The sequence below is a fragment of the Pseudomonas sp. LBUM1640 genome (assembly GCF_059716225.1).
The window spans coordinates 1,867,697-1,889,034 of the sequence record NZ_CP166816.1 but is presented as its reverse complement, the minus strand read 5'-3'; the positions used below and the strand labels follow the sequence as shown (position 1 = coordinate 1,889,034).

Below are 21,338 nucleotides of genomic sequence, written 5' to 3'. Positions count from 1 at the left end.
CGACGATTTCTGCTCTTACCAAACACTTCTTGTCACTCGATCAACTGCGCATCGCGCAGCGCGGTAAGCGCCGTCAGCCAACGCGGATCCTGCTTGTAGTCCGTAGAAGCAATCGCCTGGCCCCGCATCCGCGCAATCCGCGCCGACGGCGTGACCTTCATGCGCTGCGCCGCTGTGAGAGCAAGCTCAGCAGCTGCTCGGTCGTTACACACCAACCCCATGTCGCAACCCGCCGTCAGCGCCGCTTCAATCCGGCTGGCTGCGTCACCAACCACATGCGCCCCCGCCATGGACAGGTCATCACTGAAAATCACCCCATCAAACTGCAATTCACCGCGCAGAATGTCCTGCAACCAGCGACGTGAGAAACCAGCCGGCTGGGCATCAACCTGCGGGTAAATGACGTGCGCCGGCATTACTGCCGCCAACTGCTTGCTCAGACGTGCGAAAGGCACCAGGTCATTCGCGCGAATCTGTTCCAGGCTGCGCTCATCATTGGGAATCGCGACGTGGGAATCCGCCTCAGCCCAACCGTGCCCTGGGAAGTGTTTGCCGGTGGCGGCCATGCCGGCGCTGTTCATGCCATGAATAAATGCACCGGCGAGCACAGCGGCGCGCTCGGGGTCGCCCTCAAACGAGCGGGTGCCGACTACGGCGCTGCGCTGGTAGTCCAGGTCCAGTACCGGGGCGAAGCTCAGGTCCAGACCGACCGCCAGCACTTCAGTGGCCATGATCCAGCCACACTGCTCGGCGAGGTATTCAGCATTCGGCTTGTCGGCCAACAGACGCATGGCCGGCAGGCGCACAAAGCCCTGGCGCAGGCGCTGCACGCGCCCGCCTTCCTGATCGACCGCCAACAGCAAATCGGGGCGCACGGCACGGATCGCCGCGCTCAATTCGCGCACCTGGCGTGGGTGCTCGATGTTGCGTGCAAAAATGATCAGGCCGCCCACTTCAGGCTGACGCAGCAGGTGGCGATCCTCAGCGGTCAGCCAAGTACCGGCCACATCGACCATTAAAGAACCTTGCAGGGCAGCAGTCATAAACCTTCCTTAAATAACGCACACAACCCGTTGCACTCATGTGGCGCGATTGGCGCAGTGAGCACAACGGGTTGCGAGTAAATAGCTGAAATCGGCATGGCGGCTAGCTTAGCGGATGCAAGCGGCCGCGCACACCCAGGGCGGTCACGCCTTGGCGACGGCCGGCGTGGATTTGCTGCGTGGGCGCAATTGCGCGGCCGCCATGGCTTGGTCGGTCACACCGGTTTCGGCACGCATGCCGGCGGCGAGGAACGGCACCATCAGGCGCATCACCTGCTCAATCGAGGTGTTGACGCCAAAATCTGTCTCGGCAATCGCGCGCAACGCCTTGATGCCGGACATGCTGAATGCCGCAGCGCCGAGCATGAAGTGCACGCGCCAGAACAGTTCGATCGGCGGAATACGCGGCGCAGCTTCGTTGACCAGCAACATGTAGCGACGGAAAACCTTGCCGTACATGTCTTCCAGGTAACGCCGCAGGTGGCCCTGGCTCTGGCTGAATGCCAGACCCAGCAGGCGCATGAAAATCGACAGGTCGTTGCCGCTGCGCGGTTGAACCACCAGCGCTTGCTCAACCAGGATTTCCAGCAGGTCTTCCAGGCTGGGCTTGTTTTCAGGTTTAGTCTGGCGGCGCTCCAGCTCACGGTCGAGGCTGGCGCAGAAAGGCCCCAGGAAGCGCGAGAACACCGCCTGGATCAGGGCTTTTTTGGAGCCGAAATGGTAATTCACGGCAGCGAGATTGACCCCAGCCTTGCTGGTGATCAGCCGCAATGAAGTTTCAGCAAATCCTTTTTCCGCGAACAATTGCTCGGCAGCATCGAGAATGCGTTCAACGGTTTCCGACTGGGCCATAGCTACTCCGCCTGACAAACACTTGTTTGAAACATACGTTTCAGAGTGTGTCTTGTCAAGCCTGCGAGTCCGTTTTCCGGCCGGGCAGTCATCTATTTCATCGCTATTTAATCACATCCTTGATGGTCTGTAGGCAGCGCTGTCTCTGCCTTGTAGGACGAGTGACGAATGACCGTCCAGCGGAGTGCCGCAAAAGGATGATTGCCAAGTGCAGTCCACTGTATATAATCCCAGTCACTGTATAAAAAGACAGAGCGATCAACATGCTAAAACTGACGCCACGCCAAGCTGAGATTCTGGCTTTTATCAAGCGCTGCCTCGATGACAACGGCTACCCGCCGACGCGAGCGGAAATTGCGCTGGAACTGGGGTTCAAGTCCCCCAACGCCGCCGAAGAACACCTCAAGGCCCTCGCTCGCAAAGGTGCGATCGAAATGACCCCGGGTGCTTCACGCGGTATTCGCATCCCTGGCTTCGAAGCCAAGGCCGACGAATCGACCCTGCCGATCATCGGCCGTGTCGCCGCCGGTGCGCCGATCCTCGCGCAGCAGCACGTCGAGGAATCCTGCAACATCAACCCGACCTTCTTCCATCCGCGTGCCGACTACCTGTTGCGCGTACACGGCATGAGCATGAAGGACGTGGGCATTTTCGACGGCGACCTGCTGGCCGTCCATACCACTCGTGAAGCCCGTAATGGCCAGATAGTCGTCGCGCGTATCGGCGATGAAGTCACCGTAAAACGCTTCAAGCGCGAAGGCAGCAAGGTCTGGCTACTGGCCGAGAACCCTGAGTTCGCCCCGATTGAAGTGAACCTGAAAGATCAGGACCTGGTGATCGAAGGCTTGAGCGTCGGCGTCATTCGCCGCTAAAGGAGGCACCATGCAGCTCGTGCACACCCCACAACACACACAACTGTCGCTGTTCGAGGCCTTTATGGCCCAACCCCTTGCGCCCATTCTCAAGGAAACGGTCGAGGCCCCATGGGGCTCCGAACCTGAGGCGTTCAGTGAACTGTCGTTGCGCGGTGCAACAGGGAGCTGCCTGAGCCTGCTGGCGCCGGTCCTTCGCGAACTGAGCGAGGAACAGGACGCCCGCTGGCTGACGCTGATCGCCCCGCCCGCCAGCCTGACCCAGGCCTGGCTGCGGGATGCCGGCCTCAACCGCGAGCGTATACTGCTGCTGCAACCACGCGGCACGCAAAGCGCCCAGCAGTTGACCTGCGAAGCCCTGCGCCTGGGGCGTAGCCATACGGTCGTGAGCTGGTTAAACCCGTTGAATGCTACGGCCAAGCAACAGCTGATCAGCGCCGCACGCACGGGCGATGCGCAGAGTTTGAATATTCGATTGGGGTAATGGGATGTAGCGGGCTTGTTGTGGCGAGCTTCTGTGGCGAGCGAGCTTGCTCGCGCTGGGCTGCGAAACAGCCCCAAAACCAGGCACCGTGGAGTACCCGATACACCGCATTAAATCTATTTAGGGCCGCTTCGCAGCCCAACGCGAGCAAGCTCGCTCGCCACAACAAGCTCGCTCGACACAGGAGCCCGTTAGCTTCAACTTCTCACTGATACTCAGTGAAGAACCCGCGGCCCGTCGTCCTTCTCCGGCTCGCCTTCTGCCAGGCGACCCGCCATCTGCACACCCACGCTCAACATGGCTTTTGCCACTTCCACGTGCTGGCCTTGCAGGAATGCTTTTGCGTCTTCGGAAAAATCCAAAATAACCAGAGAACCCTCGTCCTCAGCCCGACGCAGCTCGATTCGGCCGTCAGGCAGTTCAACAATTTCCAGAAAGGACGTTGGCATAAAAGTTTGTTCTCCACGAAAGGCGGGGATTATATCAGTCATCCACTCGGCCTCGGTGAGGTTCTGAACAGGTTTCTTTACGGCTTGATGAATGGTCCTTTTTGAGCCCTGAGCCGGACTTTCTATCTGACTCGGTTCAACTGTGGGAGTGGGCTTGCTCGCGAAGGCGGTGGATCAGTAATGAATCTGTCGACCGATACTCCGCTTTCGCGAGCAAGCCCGCTCCCACAGTTTTGAGTGGTGTCTATCAGCGACGCCGGCTCAGCACTCATTCAAGCCTTCGCGAAACCGCAACGCCATCTTCTTCAGCTCCTGGCGCCAGCTCTCCAGCTCTTCACGACTCAATGGCTTGGGCTCATCCTCTTCCAGGGCAACAGCGACGATCAGCGGCTGTGTCACATCACCCTTGGGCACATGAGGAACGCGTGGCGGCTGGAACATATCGGCATGCGCTTTCAGCAAACGAGCCACCCAACTGTCGGGGCTTTGGGCCATTTCCACCAGCTCAGCCAACTCGGGAATGGCCATACTGTCCAGCACTTCGCGGTTCATGATCAGTTCCGCACGCGGCGAACCGGCCTGAGGCAAGCGGTAGAACCCGGCGATCTCATGGCACAGCCCCAACAGGGCGCCGTAGAGGTGGAACAACGCCGCCTCACGCCCGGCCTGGACCAGCGCGATGGCATTCATCTCTTTCCCTTCCTCGGCACGGCCGAGGGCTTCCAGGGACAAACCCGCGAAGTAAATTTTCTGGTTGGTACGGGTATAGAGTTCGTTGGCCATAACGGCAGTCTCCACAACGAAATAAGCGTGATGCTGGCTGAACAGTGTCACGGATCAGCCGAGACTCCTGCAAGCGCAAAAAAAGGCCGCCTATGCAGGCGGCCTTTGTATTTTGCAGCGTAGTCGATCAAGCGCCCTGGCGCTTGTCCTCGACCTTCCACTTGCCGCCGTCGTAGAAGGCTTTCCAGCCCGTAGGCTTGCCGTCCACTTCGGTCTGCACGTACTGCTCCTTGGTTTTGCGGCTGTAGCGGATCACGGACGGGCGACCGTCGGGATCCTTCTTCGGCGCTTCACACAGGAAGTGGTACTTCGGATCGATCTCGTCTTTGTGCGGCACGATTTCCATGACCAACGGCGCACGGGTCTCGCGGTTTTTCGGGAACTGGCTGGCCGCCAGGAACAACCCCGAAGCGCCGTCACGCAGGATGTAGGTGTCGTTGACCTTCTCGCACTTGAGTTCAGGCATCTTCACCGGGTCCATCTTCGGCGGCGCCGCGTCACCGCTTTTCAGCAGTTTGCGGGTGTTCTTGCACGTCGGGTTGGTGCAACCAAAGAACTTGCCGAAACGGCCGGTCTTGAGCTGCATCTCACTGCCGCACTTGTCGCATTCCAGGCTTGGGCCTTCATAGCCCTTGATGCGGTAGCTGCCCTCTTCGATCTCGTAGCCGTCGCAATCCGGGTTGTTACCGCAGATGTGCAACTTGTGCTTTTCGTCGAGCAGGTAGGCGTCCATCGCCGTGCTGCAGATCGGGCAACGGTGCTTGCCACGCAGTACCAGCGACTCGGACTCACCCTCGTCATCGGCGGCGATTTCATCACCCGGCACCAGGTTCACGGTGGCCTTGCAGCGTTCTTTGGGCGGCAGGCTGTAGCCCGAGCAACCGAGGAACACGCCGGTGGACGCAGTACGAATCTGCATTGGGCGGCCGCAGGTCAGGCACGGGATGTCGGTCATCACCGGCTGGTTGGCACGCATGCCGCTCTCAGGGCTTTCGGCTACTTCGAGTTTCTTTTTGAAGTCGCCGTAGAACTCGTCGAGTACGTTTTTCCAGTCGCGTTCGCCCTGGGCCACGTCATCGAGGTTCTCTTCCATGCCGGCGGTAAAGCCGTAGTCCATCAGGTTGGAGAAACTCTCGGACAAGCGTTCAGTGACGATGTCGCCCATCTTTTCCGAGTAGAAACGACGGTTATGCAGCGCTACGTAGCCACGGTCCTGAATGGTCGAGATGATCGCCGCGTAGGTCGAAGGACGACCGATACCGCGCTTTTCCATCTCTTTCACCAGGCTGGCTTCCGAATAACGCGCCGGCGGCTTGGTAAAGTGCTGGGACGGGTCAAGCTTGATCAGCTTCAGCGTATCGCCTTGAGCCATGTCCGGCAGTACGTCGTCATCGCCTGGCTTGGCGATTTGCGGCATCACGCGGGTGTAGCCGTCAAACTTGAGGATACGGCCCTTGGCACGCAGCTCGAAGTCGCCTGCGCCCACACTGACGGTAGTCGACAAGTATTGCGCCGGCAGCATCTGGCACGCCAGGAACTGGCGCCAGATCAGCTCGTAGAGGCGCTCAGCGTCGCGCTCCATGCCCGTCAGCTTGCTTGGCTCGGTGTTGGCGTCGGAAGGACGAATCGCTTCGTGAGCCTCCTGCGCGCCTTCTTTGCTGCTGTAGACGTTCGGCTTCTCCGGCAGGTACTTCTTGCCGAACTCGGTTTCAATATACGTACGCGCCATTGCCACCGCGTCTTGCGACAGGTTGGTGGAGTCGGTACGCATATAAGTGATGTAGCCGGCTTCGTACAGACGCTGGGCCATCATCATGGTTTTCTTCACACCGAAGCCCAGGCGGTTACTCGCGGCCTGTTGCAGGGTGGAGGTGATGAACGGCGCCGACGGCTTGCTGCTGGTCGGTTTGTCTTCACGCTTGACGATGCTGTAGCTGGAAGACTTGAGCTTCTCCAGCGCGGCCATGGCCTGGGCTTCGTTCAGCGGCTTGAAGGCCTCGCCTTTCTCGCGGGCCACTTCAAAGCGCACGTTGGCGCCCTTGGCGGTGCCCAGGTCAGCGTGGACTTCCCAGTATTCTTCGGGGTTGAACGCACGAATCTCGCGCTCACGCTCCACCACCAGCTTTACAGCAACCGACTGCACACGGCCGGCCGACAGGCCACGAGCAATCTTGGCCCACAGCAGTGGCGAGACCATGTAGCCCACGACGCGGTCGAGGAAACGACGCGCCTGCTGGGCGTTGACACGGTCGATGTCCAGTTCGCCCGGCTTGGAGAAGGCTTCCTGGATGGCTTTCTTGGTGATTTCGTTGAACACCACGCGCTTGTAGCGGCTGTCATCACCGCCGATGGCTTCCCGCAGGTGCCAGGCAATAGCCTCCCCTTCGCGGTCCAAGTCCGTCGCGAGATAGATGGTGTCAGCATCTTTGGCGAGCCGGCGCAGCTCTTCGATGACCTTTTCCTTGCCGGGAAGGATTTCGTACTTGGCCTTCCAGCCATGTTCCGGGTCCACACCCATACGCGAGACCAGCTGCTTGCGCGCTTTCTCTTTAGGGGTGAGCACCGGACCTTCGCCCGCGGCGGCCTTGCCGCGCTTGGCGGCAGGCTCCTTGCTGGCGCTAGCCGAACCGCTGGTGGGCAGGTCTCGGATATGGCCGATACTCGACTTCACCACGTACTCGTTACCCAAGTACTTGTTGATGGTCTTGGCCTTAGCCGGGGATTCCACAATGACCAGCGATTTGCCCATGGATCGGAAAATTCCTGAATTCGAGAAGTGAAAGGCAGTTGGCGCCTGTCGCGGCAACGCTATATATAGTGGCAACAAGGTGAGGTCAAGCGCAGCATTCTGCGCGGCCTGCCGTTATTGCCCTGAAAAAAGACTGGGTTCGGCCTCGACCAAAGCAAAGCGCGGGACCTGCTCGCCGTCAACTTCGACGGTCTCCAGGAACATGCTCAATGGGCGCACCCAAAAGCCGTAATCGCCATACAGTGCTTGGTAAAACACCACTTGTTCTTCGGTCTCGGAGTGCCGTGCCACGTTAAAAACGCGGTACTGCGGCCCCTTATAATGTTGGTAGAGCCCTGGTTCGACTTTCATGCTCTGGCCCTCTTACAAAATTTGTTAAAAAAATATTAAAAATTCCAAAAAACAAAAACCGGGGCACTGGGCCCCGGCTTCCGTCAACCTGACGCTTAGACGCGTTCGAAGACGGTGGAAATGCCTTGGCCGAGACCAATGCACATGGTTGCAACCCCAAGGTTGCCGCCATTTTGCTTCATCACGTTAAGCAAAGTGCCGGAAATACGTGCACCGGAGCAACCGAATGGGTGGCCCAGGGCAATCGCACCGCCGTGCAGGTTAACCTTCTCGTTCATCTTGTCGAGCACTTTCAAATCTTTCAGCACTGGCAGGGCCTGTGCGGCGAAAGCTTCGTTGAGCTCGAAGAAGTCGATATCGGAGATGGTCAGGCCCGCGCGCTTCAAGGCTTTTTGTGTGGCCGGTACTGGACCATAGCCCATGATTGCCGGGTCCACACCCGCCACGGCCATCGAACGGATCACAGCCAGCGGCTGGATACCCAGGTCCTGGGCACGCTGCGCCGACATCACGATCATGCACGAAGCACCGTCGGTGATTTGCGACGACGTACCGGCTGTCACGGTGCCGCCCTTTGGATTGAAGGCAGGCTTGAGGGCCGCCAGGCTTTCCAGGGTGGTGTCCGGACGAATGGTTTCGTCGTAGTCGAACAGTTTCAGGAAGCCGTTCTCGTCATTGCCGTTCATCGGGATGATTTCATCCTTGAACTTGCCTTCCACGGTTGCCTTGTGGGCGAGCTGGTGGGAACGCACACCGAATGCGTCCTGGGCTTCACGGGTAATGCCGTGCATTTTGCCGAGCATTTCTGCGGTGAGGCCCATCATGCCCGAGGCTTTTGCCGCGTACAGCGACATGTGCGGGTTAGGGTCGACGCCGTGCATCATGCTGACGTGGCCCATGTGCTCCACGCCGCCGACCACGAACACGTCGCCGTTGCCAGTCATGATCGCCTGCGCAGCGGTGTGCAGCGCGCTCATCGACGAACCGCACAGGCGGCTGACGGTCTGACCGGCTGCGGTGTGCGGGATCTGCGTCATCAGGGAAGCCATGCGCGCAATGTTCCAGCCCTGTTCCAGGGTCTGGTTGACGCAGCCCCAGATCACGTCTTCGACTTCGTTCGGGTCGACCTTGACGTTGCGCTCCAGCAGTTTGCTGATCAGGTGCGCCGACATGTCTTCGGCGCGGGTGTTGCGGTGCATGCCGCCCTTGGAGCGGCCCATTGGTGTGCGACCGAAGTCGACAATCACCACGTCTCTTGGATTCAAGCTCATAAATATTCTCGCTCTATTCGTCTGGGCGCTTAACCGAAGAAGCTCTGGCCATTTTTGGCCATTTCACGCAGCTTCGCGGTCGGGTGGTACAGCGGGCCCAGATCAGCGTATTTGTCAGCCAGGGCAACGAACTCAGCCACACCGATCGAGTCGATGTAACGCAGCGCACCACCACGGAATGGAGGGAAACCAATACCGTACACCAGGCCCATGTCGGCTTCGGCGGCGGTTTCAACGATGCCGTCTTCCAGGCAACGTACGGTTTCCAGGCACAGGGCGATCATCATCCAGTTGATGATGTCCTCGTCGGACACCTCACGCTGTTCGTAGATGACCGGCGCGAGTACCTCGTGAACCGAAGGGTCGGCGACTTTCTTCTGCTTGCCCTTCTTGTCGGCCTCGTAGGCGTAGAAGCCTTTGCCATTCTTCTGGCCCAGGCGCTTGGCCTCGTACAGCGCGTCGATCGCCGAACGGCGGTCGTCTTTCATGCGGTCCGGGAAGCCTTCAGCCATCACGTCGCGGCCGTGGTGGCCGGTGTCGATGCCGACCACGTCCATCAGGTACGCCGGGCCCATTGGCCAGCCGAATTTTTCCATGACCTTGTCGATGCGTACGAAGTCCACACCGGCGCTGACCAACTTGGCGAAACCGCCGAAGTACGGGAACAACACGCGGTTGACCAGGAAGCCCGGGCAGTCGTTGACCACGATCGGGTTCTTGCCCATTTTCTTGGCGTAGGCAACGGTGGTCGCAACGGCCAGCTCGCTGGACTTCTCGCCACGGATGACTTCTACCAACGGCATCATGTGCACCGGGTTGAAGAAGTGCATGCCGACGAAGTTTTCCGGACGCTTGAGGGCCTTGGCCAGCAAGCTGATGGAAATGGTCGAGGTGTTCGAGGCCAGGATGGTGTCTTCTTTAACCTGAGCTTCCACTTCAGCCAGTACGGCTTGCTTGACCTTCGGGTTCTCGACAACCGCTTCGACCACCAGGTCGACGTGGCCGAAATCGCCGTAGGACAGCGTAGGACGAATGCCGTTAAGCACTTCAGCCATCTTCGCTGCGGTCATGCGGCCTTTATCAACGCGACCCACCAGCAGCTTGGCGGCTTCTGCCAGGCCTTGCTCGATGCCGTGCTCGTTGATGTCTTTCATCAGGATCGGCGTGCCTTTGGACGCTGACTGATAGGCGATACCGCCGCCCATGATACCGGCGCCGAGTACGGCAGCCTGTTTCACGTCTTTGGCGATTTCGTCGTAGGCCTTGGCCTTTTTCTTCAGTTCCTGATCGTTCAGGAACAGGCCGATCAGGCTTTGGGCAGCCGAGGTTTTCGCCAGTTTGACGAAGCCTGCAGCTTCCACTTCCAGGGCTTTGTCGCGACCGAAGTTCGCCGCTTTCTGGATGGTCTTGATCGCTTCAACCGGCGCCGGGTAGTTCGGGCCGGCCTGGCCAGCCACGAAACCTTTGGCGGTTTCGAACGACATCATTTGTTCGATGGCGTTGAGCTTGAGTTTTTCCAGCTTCGGCTGACGCTTGGCCTTGTAGTCAAATTCGCCGCTGATGGCGCCTTTGATCAGGTTCAGTGCGGCTTCGGCCAGTTTGTCCGGGGCAACCACAGCGTCGACGGCGCCGACTTTCAGCGCGTCTTCAGCACGGTTTTCCTTGCCGGCGGCAATCCACTCGATGGCGTTGTCGGCCCCGATGATGCGCGGCAGGCGCACGGTGCCGCCGAAACCTGGGTAGATGCCCAGTTTGACTTCGGGCAGGCCGATTTTGGCGGTCGCCGACATGACGCGGAAGTCTGCGGCCAGGCACATTTCCAGGCCGCCGCCCAACGCGATGCCATTGATTGCGGCAACGGTCGGCACGTTGAGGTCTTCGAAATCGCTGAAGATCTTGTTGGCTTCGAGGTTGCCAGCCACCAGCTCGGCATCGGGCAGCTTGAAGTTGTCGACGAATTCGGTGATGTCAGCGCCGACGATAAACACGTCCTTGCCGCTGGAGACGATCACGCCCTTGACCGAAGCATCTGCTTTGATGGTGTCTACGGCCTGACGCAATTCGTTCAGGGTTAGACGGTTGAACTTGTTGACGGACTCACCCTTGAGGTCGAATTTCAATTCGACGATGCCACTTTCAAGAGCCTTAACCGTGATGGCTTTACCTTCGTAAATCATCAACTGATCTCCACGATATGGAAGCTGAACAGTACACATTGGACGCTGGCCTATTGGTTTGACATTGATGATTTGGTCAATGTTCACGCCAATCCGCCAGGCACACCCGCCAATGCGCTAGTCGGGGTTCTGTATGAGCGGTCTGACAGACAAACGCTCAATTCATACGCCCGTTTGATTTGGGTACGTCACCTTCATCCAAATCCGGGCAATTGTCAATCGCTCGAAAGGCTAGCAAAAACGCGACTTTCCAGTCATTTCAGAACCCCACCCATTGCCCCGTGATTCGTCAATATTCAACTATTCACGAAATCAATAATGGAAAATTTGTGGGAAAACACTGTACACAACGCGATATGCCGCTAGGCTAGCGACAAGCTTAATGCGCCTGGATGAACATCCGACGCATGAATCACAGAGTTTCCGGCCTGCCTGGCCAACTCCAGCCCGATGATGATGTCGGGCTTTTTATTGCCTGGCTTTTACTGCTTGCAAGGCATCACGCCAAGGCCTTGAGCAGCGTATCAATGTCTTTCAAGACACTCGCCTCGCCCTTCTCGCCCCAATACAAAGCGATCATTTGCTTGTCGGCCTCGACCTTGTAGACGTTGTCCGGCAGCGTCGCAAAATGCGGCAACAACCTTTCATCGACGCACACCTCGCGCCACTGATTAACCCAAACCCCCGGTTCCAACTGCCAATAACACCAAATGGCCGGCGCACTCCCGCGTCGTGGCCGGCAGTACTGCGCGCAAGGGCTCGGTGGCTCCTGCTTGAGCCAGTGCGGCCATTCCTGCGGCGCCAGTTGCATGGCCAGGCCGATGCGGCGCGCCTCCATCCGCAGGGCCATGCGCCCGCTCTGATGGCGCGACGGGCGCAACCATGCCAGAGGGCTTAGAACCACCAGAAGGATTGACACCACTATCCAGACCGTCATATGTGTACTCCCGAATTTCTAGATGAGCGGATTTGATCTGACGCAACCCCATCCGCTTGAAAGCAGCCATACTGAACTTATTGCAGTCCCCTGGAGGAACGCCTCATGCCCTACAAACATATTCTGGTCGCTGTCGATCTGACCGAAGAGTGCGATCCGGTGATCAAGCGCGCGCAGGAATCTGCATTGGCCAATGGCGCCATACTGTCGCTGGTGCATATCGTCGAGCCCATGGCCATGGCCTTTGGCGGTGACGTGCCGATGGACCTTTCCCAGTTGCAGCAACAACAATTTGACCAGGCCAAGGAGCGCCTGGACCGTTTGATTCTCAAATACCCGCACCTGAAAAAGGAAGACTGCCACCTGACATACGGCCAACCGCGCCAGGAAATCCACCACTTGGCCAAGGAAAAGGCTTGCGACTTGATCGTGGTGGGTAGCCATGGTCGTCACGGTTTGGCGTTGTTGCTGGGTTCTACTGCCAATGATGTACTGCACGGCGCGCCGTGCGATGTATTGGCGGTGAAACTGGTGAAGAGCTCCTAAGCACTGAAAATCAAATGTGGGAGCTGGCTTGCCTGCGATAGCGGTGTTTCAGTCGCCAGGTGTATCAACTGACAGACTGCTATCGCAGGCAAGCCAGCTCCCACATTTAACTGTATTACATATAAAAAACCCGGTGCTCATGAAACTGAGCACCGGGTTTTTTAATGCGCCGGAATCACTCAGGCATCCAGCTCAGCCCAACGCTCAACCAACACTTCCAGCTCCTGGTTCAACGTTTCCAGGGAGGCGATGACCTTGGCAGTTTCAGCCGCCGGACGCAGATAGAAACCCGCATCGGCCATGTCCGCTTCGACTGCGGCGATCTGCTGTTCCTTGGCGTCGATATCACCCGGCAAGGCTTCCAGCTCACGCTGCAGCTTGTAGCTGAGCTTCTTCTTGGCTGCCGGCGCAGCTTCCTGGGCCGGTTCTGCGGCCGCAACCGGTGTCACCACTGCAGAGGTCAAGTCGGCCTTGCCGGACTTGCTCTCGGTCACGCCCAACAGGCGCGGCGAGCCGCCCTGGCGCAGCCAGTCCTGATAACCACCGACGTATTCACGCACCTTGCCTTCACCTTCGAAGACCAGCGTGCTGGTGACCACGTTGTCGAGGAATGCCCGGTCGTGGCTGACCATCAGCACGGTGCCGTTGAAGGTCAGCAAGACCTCTTCCAGCAGCTCGAGGGTTTCCACGTCGAGGTCGTTGGTCGGTTCGTCGAGCACCAGCAGGTTCGCCGGCTTGCTGAACAATTTGGCCAGCAGCAGGCGCGCACGCTCACCACCGGACAAGGCTTTGACCGGCGTTCGCGCACGCTGCGGGCTGAACAGGAAGTCGCCCAGGTAGCTCAGCACGTGGCGGCTCTGGCCGTCGATGTCGATAAAGTCGCGACCTTCGGCGACGTTGTCGATCACGGTTTTTTCCAGGTCCAACTGGTGGCGCAACTGGTCGAAGTAAGCCACGTCGATCTTGGTGCCTTCCTCTACCGTGCCGCTGGTCGGTTGCAGGCCATTGAGCATCAGCTTGAGCAAAGTGGTCTTGCCGGTACCGTTGGCGCCCAGCAGGCCGATACGGTCGCCGCGCTGCAGGACCATGGAGAAGTCCTTGATCAGGAACGGGCCATCCGGGTGATGGAAGCTGACGTTCTCCAGCACCATGACCTGCTTGCCCGACTTGTCGGCGGTGTCGAGCTGAATATTCGCCTTGCCAGTGCGCTCGCGACGCTCGCTACGCTCATTGCGCAGAGCCTTGAGGGCACGTACGCGGCCTTCGTTACGGGTGCGACGGGCCTTGATGCCCTGGCGGATCCAGACTTCTTCCTGAGCCAGCTTTTTGTCGAACAGCGCGTTGGCGGTTTCTTCAGCGGACAGTGCGGCTTCCTTGTGCACCAGGAAACTGGCGTAGTCGCCGTTCCAGTCGATCAGGCCGCCACGGTCCAGTTCAAGGATGCGCGTTGCCAGGCTCTGCAGGAAGGCACGGTCGTGCGTGATAAACAGCACGGCGCCCTGGAAGTCCTTGATAGCTTCTTCAAGCCAGGCGATTGCGCCGATGTCCAGGTGGTTGGTTGGTTCGTCGAGCAGCAGCAGGTCCGGCTCGGACACCAGGGCCTGGGCCAGCAGCACGCGACGACGCCAGCCGCCGGACAACTCGGCGAGGGTCTTGTCGGCCGGCAGTTGCAGGCGGCTCAGGGTGCTGTCGACCAATTGCTGCAAGCGCCAGCCATCACGGGCTTCGAGGTCTTGCTGGACATGCATCAGCTTGTCCAGGTCGGCTTCGGTGACGCAGTTCTGCGCCAGGTGATGGTATTGCGCGAGCAACTCACCGACGCCATCGAGGCCTTCGGCGACTACGTCGAACACTGTCCGTCCGTCGGCCACCGGCAATTCTTGCGGCAATTCGCCGATCTTGAGGCCCGGGGCGCGCCAAACAGAGCCGTCATCGGGCTTCTGGTCGCCTTTTACCAGCTTCATCATGCTGGACTTGCCGGTGCCGTTGCGGCCGATGATGCACACCCGCTCACCACGGGCGATCTGCCAGGACACCTTGTCCAACAACGGCATAGCGCCGAAAGCAAGGGACACATCGCTGAATTTGAGCAGGGTCATACGCTTCTCCAAAAACTGGGCGCGCATTCTACCTGACTTGAAGGTGGGATGCGGTCGGCATTTTCGCTGGCGACACGTTCTGTAGGACATTTACGATGAACTTCAGCCAGCCGGCCGGCAAAGCTTTCGCCGGTCGCTGGCAAAAGGCTAAGCTAGGGGCAATCAGTGTCGGCGGTGCCGGTGCTAGTCGTGATTTCTCTGCACGGACGTCTCATGCGCAGTCGCCTTTTCAACTTTTTATCTTGTCTGCTTCTTTCCGCCACCGCCGTTCAATCCGCCCAGGCCGTGGACCTCACCACCCAACGTCAATACTACGATGAAGCCAAACGCGCCTTGGCCAAAGGCGACACCGGCCCGTACATGCAATACAGCCAGGCCCTGGCCGACTACCCGCTCACGCCGTACCTGGCCTATGACGAACTGACCGCGCGCCTGAAAACCGCGAGCAACGAGGAAATCGAACAGTTCCTCGCCAAAAACGGCGACCTGCCCCAGGCCAACTGGATGAAGCTGCGCTGGTTGCGCTGGCTGGCCGAGCGTGGCGACTGGCAGACGTTTGAAAAGTACTACGACGCCAAACTCAATTTCGTCGAACTGGACTGCCTGCACGGCCAGTTCCAGCTCACCCACAACCTGAAAGCCGAAGGCTACAAGACCACCGAAAAACTCTGGCTGACCGGCAAATCCCAACCCGCTGCCTGTGATGCCACCTTCGGCCAGTGGGCCGCCGATGGCCAACTCACTGAACAAAAAATCTGGGACCGCGCCAAACTCGCCGCCGAAGCCCGCAACTACGCGCTGGCCAACAGCCTGGTGAAAACCCTGCCAACCCTCGGCGCTCAAGGGCGCCTGATGGTCGACGTGGCGCAAAAGCCCGACATGCTCGGCGACCCATCGCGCTTCCTGCCGGCCAACGAGGCCATGTCTGACGCCGTCGGCCTGGGCCTGCGCCGCCTGGCACGCCAGGACCCGGACAAGGCCATGGCCCTGCTCGACGGCTACGCCAGCAGCATGCACTTCTCCCGTGACGAAAAAGTGGCAATCGCCCGCGAGATTGGCCTCACCCTGGCCAAGCGCTTCGACCCGCGCGCCCTTGAGGTGATGACCAAGTACGACCCGGAGCTGCGCGACAACACCGTCTCCGAATGGCGCCTGCGCCTGCTGTTGCGCCTGGCCCGTTGGGAAGACGCCTACCAGTTGACCCGCAAACTCCCACAAGACCTGGCCACCACCAACCGCTGGCGCTACTGGCAGGCCCGCAGCCTGGAACTGGCCGAGCCAAAAAACCCGCAAGCCCTGGTGCTGTACAAGAACCTGTCGCGGGAGCGGGATTTCTATGGTTTCCTCGCCGCCGACCGCTCCAAGGCGCCGTACCAGTTGAATAACAAGCCACTGGTGATGAGCCAGGCGCTGGTCAACAAGGTCCGCAATACGCCCGGTGTACGCCGTGCGCTGGAATTCTATGCACGTGGCCAGATCGTCGATGGCCGCCGCGAGTGGTATCACGTCAGCCGCCACTTCAACCGTGACGAAATGGTCGCCCAGGCCAAGCTGGCCTATGACATGAAGTGGTACTTCCCGGCGATTCGCACCATCAGCCAGGCGCAGTACTGGGATGATTTGGATATCCGCTTCCCAATGGCGCACCGCGACACCCTGGTGCGCGAAGCCAAAGTGCGTGGCCTGCATTCCAGCTGGGTATTCGCCATCACCCGCCAGGAAAGCGCCTTCATGGATGACGCCCGCTCCGGCGTCGGCGCCAGCGGCCTGATGCAACTGATGCCCGGCACCGCCAAAGAAACCGCGCGCAAATTCAGCATCCCGCTCGCCTCCCCGGCCCAGGTACTGGACCCGGACAAAAACATCCAGCTTGGCGCCGCCTACCTGAGCCAAGTACACAGCCAGTTCAACGGCAACCGCGTGCTCGCCTCCGCCGCCTATAACGCCGGCCCCGGCCGCGTGCGCCAATGGCTGCGCGGTGCCGACCACCTGAGTTTCGACGTGTGGGTGGAAAGCATCCCGTTCGACGAAACCCGCCAGTATGTGCAGAACGTGCTGTCTTATTCGGTGATCTACGGGCAGAAGCTCAATTCGCCGCAGCCACTAGTGGATTGGCATGAGCGCTACTTTGATGATCAATAAGGTTTGAAGCAGAAATGAAAATGCCCGCATTGAGAGATGCGGGCATTTTTTATGGGGCGCTCGGACGCTCGCTTTGCACAGCCTCAGCCAAGGCCAGACTCAAGGCTTGCAACATGAACTCGACGAAGGGCGTCGCCTCCGCCTGCTTGTCGGCGGCCGACAGCGCCGCGTAATAAGCATCCTGTTGTTCGCGTATTACCGCTTCTACCGGTAGATAGGCCAACACAGGGCGCCATTGGCTAAGGATCAAGGTTTGCCAAAGGCGCCCCATCCGCCCGTTGCCGTCTGCGAAGGGGTGGATAAATTCGAATTCGTAATGGAATACACAACTGGCGATCAACGGGTGCCAATCTGAACCCGACAGCCATTGCAGCAAGTCATCCACCAAATGCGTTACGCGACTTGCGGGAGGAGCCATATGGACCAACTGCTCACCACGATAAATTCCGACACCCGCCTGGCGAAACCGTCCTGCATCATCAATCAAACCGAACATCAGCAGATCGTGTGCTTTTAGCAAGTCCGCCCGATCACTAGGCGCCCATTGCGGCATCGCCTCGTAAGCAGCAAATGCATTACGCACTTCCTGAATTTCCCGAGGCAAGCCTAACACTCGCTTACCCTCTAGAACGGCAGTCACTTGCTCGACGCTGAGGGTATTGTTCTCGATAGCCAGCGAAGCCTGGATTGTGCGGATACGATTGCCGCGCCTGAGCTGAGGCGTTTGCCGACTATCGTCACCGACTGAAAGCTGACCGATCTGCTCACTGATGTCAGCTACCAAAGCCAGCATTTTTGTAGTCAGCGTCAACGGGGGTTGATAACGGCTCATGTCCTCATCCAGATCAATAACGAAAGACCACATAATGCCTTAAGGAACAGGCATGCCGCAGCCTCATTCAATGTCCACCCCATCACTGAACTGCAACGCCGCCAACCGCGCATACAGCGGGTTGCTCGCAATCAACTGCTGATGCGTGCCCACCGCCACCAGCTTGCCTTGGTCCATCACCGCAATTCGATCCGCGTTCTTCACCGTTGCCAACCGATGCGCAATCACCAGCGTGGTGCGCCCCTGCATCAGTTGCGGCAACGCCTGCTGGATCAAATGTTCACTCTGCGCATCGAGTGCGCTGGTGGCTTCGTCCAGCAACAGGATCGGCGCGTCCACCAGCAACGCGCGGGCGATGGCCAGGCGTTGGCGTTGGCCGCCGGAGAGGCCCATGCCGCCGTCGCCGAGGTGGGTCTGGTAGCCGTCAGGCATTTGCAGGATGAAGTCGTGGGCGTGGGCGATGCGCGCAGCGGCTTCGACCTGGGCGCTCGTAGCCGATGGGTTGCCGTAGCGAATGTTCTCTTCAACGCTGCCGAAAAACAGCGCCGGGCTCTGGGACACCAGTGCAAAGTGGCGGCGCAGGTCCATGGGGTCGAGCTCGGTCAGCGCGTGACCTTCCAGCAGGATGCGACCTTGCTGGGGATCGTAGAAACGCAGCAGCAGGTCGAAGATCGTCGACTTACCGGCGCCGGACGGGCCGACCAGTGCCAGGGTCTCGCCGGGATTGATGGTCAGGTTCAAGCCGTCGATGGCGTAGCTGTCCGGCCGCGAGGGGTAGGAAAAGCGCAGGTCTTGCAGCTCCATTCGGCCGCTGACCCGCGCCGGCAACTGCACAGTGCCAGCGGCGGGCGCCTGGATTTCGTTGCTCGACTGCAACAACTCGCCAATCCGCTCGGCGGCACCGGCGGCGCGCTGCAGTTCGCCGAGCACTTCGCTCAAGGTGCCGACGGCGCTGCCGACGATCAAGCTGTAGAACACGAACGCCGCCAGCTCACCACCGGAAATGCGCCCGCCAATCACGTCCATACCGCCGACCCACAGCATCACGCCGACGGCACCGAGCACCAGCATGATCACCAGGGTAATCAACCAGGCGCGCTGCGCAATGCGCTTGCGCGCCGTGGCAAACGCCTCCTCCACGGTAACGGCGAAGCGTTGCTCGTCCTGCACCTGGTGGTTGTAAGCCTGCACGGTCTTGATCTGGCCGAGGGTCTCGGACACATAGCTGCCGACATCGGCGATGCGGTCCTGGCTCTGGCGCGACAGGCTGCGCACGCGCCGCCCGAAGATCAGGATCGGCGCCAGCACCAGTGGCAGCGCAATCACCACAATGCTGGTGAGCTTGGGGTTGGTGACAAACAACAGCACGATGCCACCGATGACCATCAAGGCGTTGCGCAGGAACAGCGACAGCGACGAGCCGATCACCGATTGCAGCAAGGTGGTGTCGGTGGTCAACCGTGACTGGATTTCCGAACTGCGGTTGTTTTCGTAAAAGCCGGGGTGCAGGTAGATCAGGTGGTTGAACACCTGCCGGCGAATGTCCGCCACCACCCGTTCGCCGATCCACGACACCAGGTAAAACCGCGCAAATGTACCCACGGCCAGGCCCAGCACCAGAATCATGAACAGGCCAATGGACTGGTTGAGCAAGTGCGGCGACTGGGTCATGAAACCCTGATCCACCAACAGGCGAATGCCCTGCCCCATGGACAAGGTGATGCCCGCCGTGACAATCAGCGCCAGCAAGGCGCCAAGCGCCTGCCAACGGTAGGGCGCAACAAAGCGGCTGGCCAAACGAATTGCGCGGCGTTGTCGGGCTGAGAACATGGAGGGCATCACCTGCGCAGGGGAAGATAGGTATCTACACCCAACATTGGGGGAACTTGGGTAAATAACAATGAGTCAGGTTAATTATGCCCGCCGATGCTGACCTCTAGAGGCTATCGGTCTAACCCCTGGCTGGAAATTTGTAGCGGTTTCTGGTGGACTGGGTGTTCGAACCGGTGACTTTGTATGGAGTTGTAATAGCCTGGTCACGCGGGCGGCTTAGAGTAAGAAACAATGTAGGTACACAACCTGATGAGGAGACAGGCCATGACCTTGCAAAACAGCAGCGATGCCAAGATTGAAGTAATCCGCCAGCCGCAGCAGTTGCCTTGCTCGTATATCGATGCCAAGGGCCGCGAAGTGCAGATTACCGAAGAGATGATCCAGCAAGCGTGCAGCGCACTGGAACAGCGACTGGTCAAGCCTGCCAAGCAAGGCTGAAGCGCCTTAGCTCTTTCTGACCCGGCCGAGATGGCCGGGTTTTTTATGCCGGTTTTAAAGGGTGGTGGCGCCCAGTGCCGAGACGATGTTCGACAGCGCCGCCGACTCGCCATTGATGCGCACCTTCAAGCCATCTATTTCACGGCGCTCCGGATAGTGCTTGCGCAGCAGGTCGAATGCCTTGCGCTGCTCTTCTACAGTTCCTACGAGGCTGCGGCGGAAATCTGCATCATCACGGCGTGGGTCGTACACGCTGCGGCACAAGGTCGCCAGTGCCCAGGCCGGGTCGGTGGACGCATTCAAGTGCACTTCGGCCAGCCACGGCTGCGGCAGCAGGTCACTTAATTGAATGTTCGGCGCTTGGCCCAGGTGGGCGCAGAACGCCTGGTAAATCTGCGCGGTGCCGCGCTGCTTGCCGTCGAGGCTGTAACCGGCGATATGCGGGGTGGCCAGCACGCACAGGTCGGCCAGGTCGACGTCCACCTCGGGCTCGCCTTCCCACACGTCCAGCACTGCTTGCAGGTCCTCACGCGCAAGCAACACCTCGCGCAGGGCGGCGTTATCCACCACCGGGCCACGGCTGGCGTTGATCAGCCAGGTGCCGGGTTTGAGACGGTTGAGGCGCTCGCGGTCAAACAGGTGCCAGGTGGAGCCGTTACCGGATTTGGTCAGCGGCGTGTGCAGGCTGATCACGTCGCACTGCTGGATGATCTGCTCCAGGCTGACGTAGTCACCGTCTTCGGCGATCTGGCGCGGCGGGTCACACACCAGCACATTCCAACCCAGGCCCTTGAGCACCTTGACCAGTCGACCGCCGACTTCACCGGCACCGACGACGCCGTAAGTGCGCTGATTGAGGTCGGCGCCTTCGATTTCGGCCAACGTCTGCAAGCTGCCCAGTACGTAGTCCACTACGCCCCGTGCATTACAGCCAGGTGCGCTGGACCAACTGATACCGGCTTGCTTGAAGTAATCCAGATCCAAGTGATCGGTGCCGATGGTGCACGTGCCGACAAAACGCACTTTGCTACCGTCCAGCAAGGCGCGGTTGACGTTGGTCACCGAACGCACCAGCAGCACATCAGCCTGCTCGACCGTGGCGCGGTCGATGGAACGGCCGGGCACCCGGCGAATCTCGCCAAACCCTTCGAAGAATGCATCGAGCAGCGGGATATTTTCGTCGGCAACAATCAACATGGCAGGCTCCTTTCGCGGACCAGCAGTGTACAGGGATGCGAATTGCGTTCCAGCTCAGATCGAGTGTGGGAGCCGGGCTTGCCCGCGATAGCATCATCTCGGTATGGCTGATAGACCGAGGTGCCTGCATCGCAGGCAAGCCAGCTCCCACACAAGCCCGGCTCCCACAGGAGTTATGGGTCGCCTGTGGAATTGTTTACAAATCGCTAACACAGGTTTTTTCCTGACCGGTGCGTCAGCGCGTAGACTTCGCCGTCCTTTGCAACTCTTTTACTGGACACCC

Annotated in this window: 17 protein-coding genes and 1 pseudogene; 5 read left to right on the top strand and 13 right to left on the bottom strand. The window is 59.5% G+C overall.

Translation table 11 applies throughout. The annotated features are described in order from the left end of the window. Positions 1-32: 32 nt before the first annotated feature. Together nagZ and ACA065_RS08455 are read right to left on the bottom strand one after the other, a co-directional pair. A complete protein-coding gene (nagZ, locus tag ACA065_RS08460) occupies positions 33-1,043 on the bottom strand; it encodes a beta-N-acetylhexosaminidase (protein ID WP_497694118.1) in 1,011 nt (336 codons plus the stop codon). 144 nt (positions 1,044-1,187) lie between these two features. Further along, positions 1,188-1,895, bottom strand: coding sequence for a TetR/AcrR family transcriptional regulator (locus tag ACA065_RS08455; protein ID WP_053255043.1), 708 nt, complete (start codon positions 1,893-1,895; stop codon positions 1,188-1,190). Positions 1,896-2,158: 263 nt separating this feature from the next. Here ACA065_RS08455 and lexA point away from each other — a divergent pair, with 263 nt between their 5' ends. Then, entirely contained in the window at positions 2,159-2,767 is a 609-nt protein-coding gene (gene lexA / locus ACA065_RS08450) for a transcriptional repressor LexA (RefSeq protein ID WP_003172575.1), read from the top strand. A gap of 10 nt (positions 2,768-2,777) precedes the next feature. Next, positions 2,778-3,251: an SOS-induced cell division inhibitor SulA gene (gene sulA, locus ACA065_RS08445; RefSeq protein ID WP_497694117.1), complete on the top strand. Its 474-nt coding sequence runs from the start codon at positions 2,778-2,780 to the stop codon at positions 3,249-3,251. Between the two features lie 215 nt (positions 3,252-3,466). Here sulA and ACA065_RS08440 read toward each other — a convergent pair whose 3' ends face one another. The 7 genes from ACA065_RS08440 to ACA065_RS08410 all read right to left on the bottom strand — a co-directional run bounded on the left by ACA065_RS08440 (position 3,467) and on the right by ACA065_RS08410 (position 11,968). Continuing rightward, positions 3,467-3,700, bottom strand: a complete 234-nt coding sequence (locus ACA065_RS08440) for a hypothetical protein (protein ID WP_053255041.1) — start codon at positions 3,698-3,700, stop codon at positions 3,467-3,469. Between the two features lie 261 nt (positions 3,701-3,961). Next, entirely contained in the window at positions 3,962-4,483 is a 522-nt protein-coding gene (locus tag ACA065_RS08435; protein ID WP_497694116.1) for a DUF6586 family protein, read from the bottom strand. A 127-nt stretch (positions 4,484-4,610) separates the two neighbouring features. Further along, positions 4,611-7,232 (bottom strand): type I DNA topoisomerase, encoded by a 2,622-nt coding sequence (gene topA / locus ACA065_RS08430; protein WP_497694115.1) that lies wholly within the window; start codon positions 7,230-7,232, stop codon positions 4,611-4,613. A 114-nt stretch (positions 7,233-7,346) separates the two neighbouring features. After that, positions 7,347-7,583: a DUF1653 domain-containing protein gene (locus ACA065_RS08425; protein ID WP_497694114.1), complete on the bottom strand. Its 237-nt coding sequence runs from the start codon at positions 7,581-7,583 to the stop codon at positions 7,347-7,349. Between the two features lie 95 nt (positions 7,584-7,678). Beyond that, the gene (fadA, locus tag ACA065_RS08420; RefSeq protein WP_497694113.1) at positions 7,679-8,854 is read right to left on the bottom strand and encodes an acetyl-CoA C-acyltransferase FadA; all 1,176 of its coding nucleotides are present in this window, start codon (positions 8,852-8,854) and stop codon (positions 7,679-7,681) included. Between the two features lie 29 nt (positions 8,855-8,883). Continuing rightward, on the bottom strand, positions 8,884-11,031 hold the full coding sequence (fadB, locus tag ACA065_RS08415; RefSeq protein ID WP_083359563.1) for a fatty acid oxidation complex subunit alpha FadB: 2,148 nt from the start codon (positions 11,029-11,031) through the stop codon (positions 8,884-8,886). A gap of 499 nt (positions 11,032-11,530) precedes the next feature. Then, positions 11,531-11,968, bottom strand: coding sequence for a hypothetical protein (locus ACA065_RS08410; RefSeq protein WP_497694112.1), 438 nt, complete (start codon positions 11,966-11,968; stop codon positions 11,531-11,533). 105 nt (positions 11,969-12,073) lie between these two features. Here ACA065_RS08410 and ACA065_RS08405 point away from each other — a divergent pair, with 105 nt between their 5' ends. Further along, positions 12,074-12,514, top strand: a complete 441-nt coding sequence (locus tag ACA065_RS08405) for a universal stress protein (RefSeq protein WP_049709433.1) — start codon at positions 12,074-12,076, stop codon at positions 12,512-12,514. 179 nt (positions 12,515-12,693) lie between these two features. Here ACA065_RS08405 and ACA065_RS08400 read toward each other — a convergent pair whose 3' ends face one another. After that, complete coding sequence (locus ACA065_RS08400) at positions 12,694-14,613, bottom strand: ATP-binding cassette domain-containing protein (protein ID WP_497694111.1); 1,920 nt, start codon at positions 14,611-14,613, stop codon at positions 12,694-12,696. Between the two features lie 213 nt (positions 14,614-14,826). On the opposite strand from ACA065_RS08400, the gene ACA065_RS08395 reads away from it, so the two are divergent. After that, positions 14,827-16,755: a transglycosylase SLT domain-containing protein gene (locus ACA065_RS08395; protein ID WP_497694110.1), complete on the top strand. Its 1,929-nt coding sequence runs from the start codon at positions 14,827-14,829 to the stop codon at positions 16,753-16,755. Between the two features lie 67 nt (positions 16,756-16,822). On the opposite strand, the pseudogene ACA065_RS08390 reads toward ACA065_RS08395, so the two are convergent. Both ACA065_RS08390 and ACA065_RS08385 read right to left on the bottom strand, forming a co-directional pair. Further along, positions 16,823-17,587: pseudogene (locus ACA065_RS08390) on the bottom strand (Fic family protein); the annotation flags it as partial. Between the two features lie 63 nt (positions 17,588-17,650). After that, the gene (locus ACA065_RS08385; protein ID WP_497694109.1) at positions 17,651-19,426 is read right to left on the bottom strand and encodes an ABC transporter transmembrane domain-containing protein; all 1,776 of its coding nucleotides are present in this window, start codon (positions 19,424-19,426) and stop codon (positions 17,651-17,653) included. Between the two features lie 258 nt (positions 19,427-19,684). Here ACA065_RS08385 and ACA065_RS08380 point away from each other — a divergent pair, with 258 nt between their 5' ends. Continuing rightward, a complete protein-coding gene (locus ACA065_RS08380; RefSeq protein ID WP_497694108.1) occupies positions 19,685-19,858 on the top strand; it encodes a PA1571 family protein in 174 nt (57 codons plus the stop codon). A 54-nt stretch (positions 19,859-19,912) separates the two neighbouring features. Here the strand turns inward: ACA065_RS08380 and pdxB are convergent, their stop codons facing one another. Beyond that, entirely contained in the window at positions 19,913-21,055 is a 1,143-nt protein-coding gene (gene pdxB / locus ACA065_RS08375; RefSeq protein ID WP_497694107.1) for a 4-phosphoerythronate dehydrogenase PdxB, read from the bottom strand. Between the last annotated feature and the right edge of the window lie 283 nt (positions 21,056-21,338).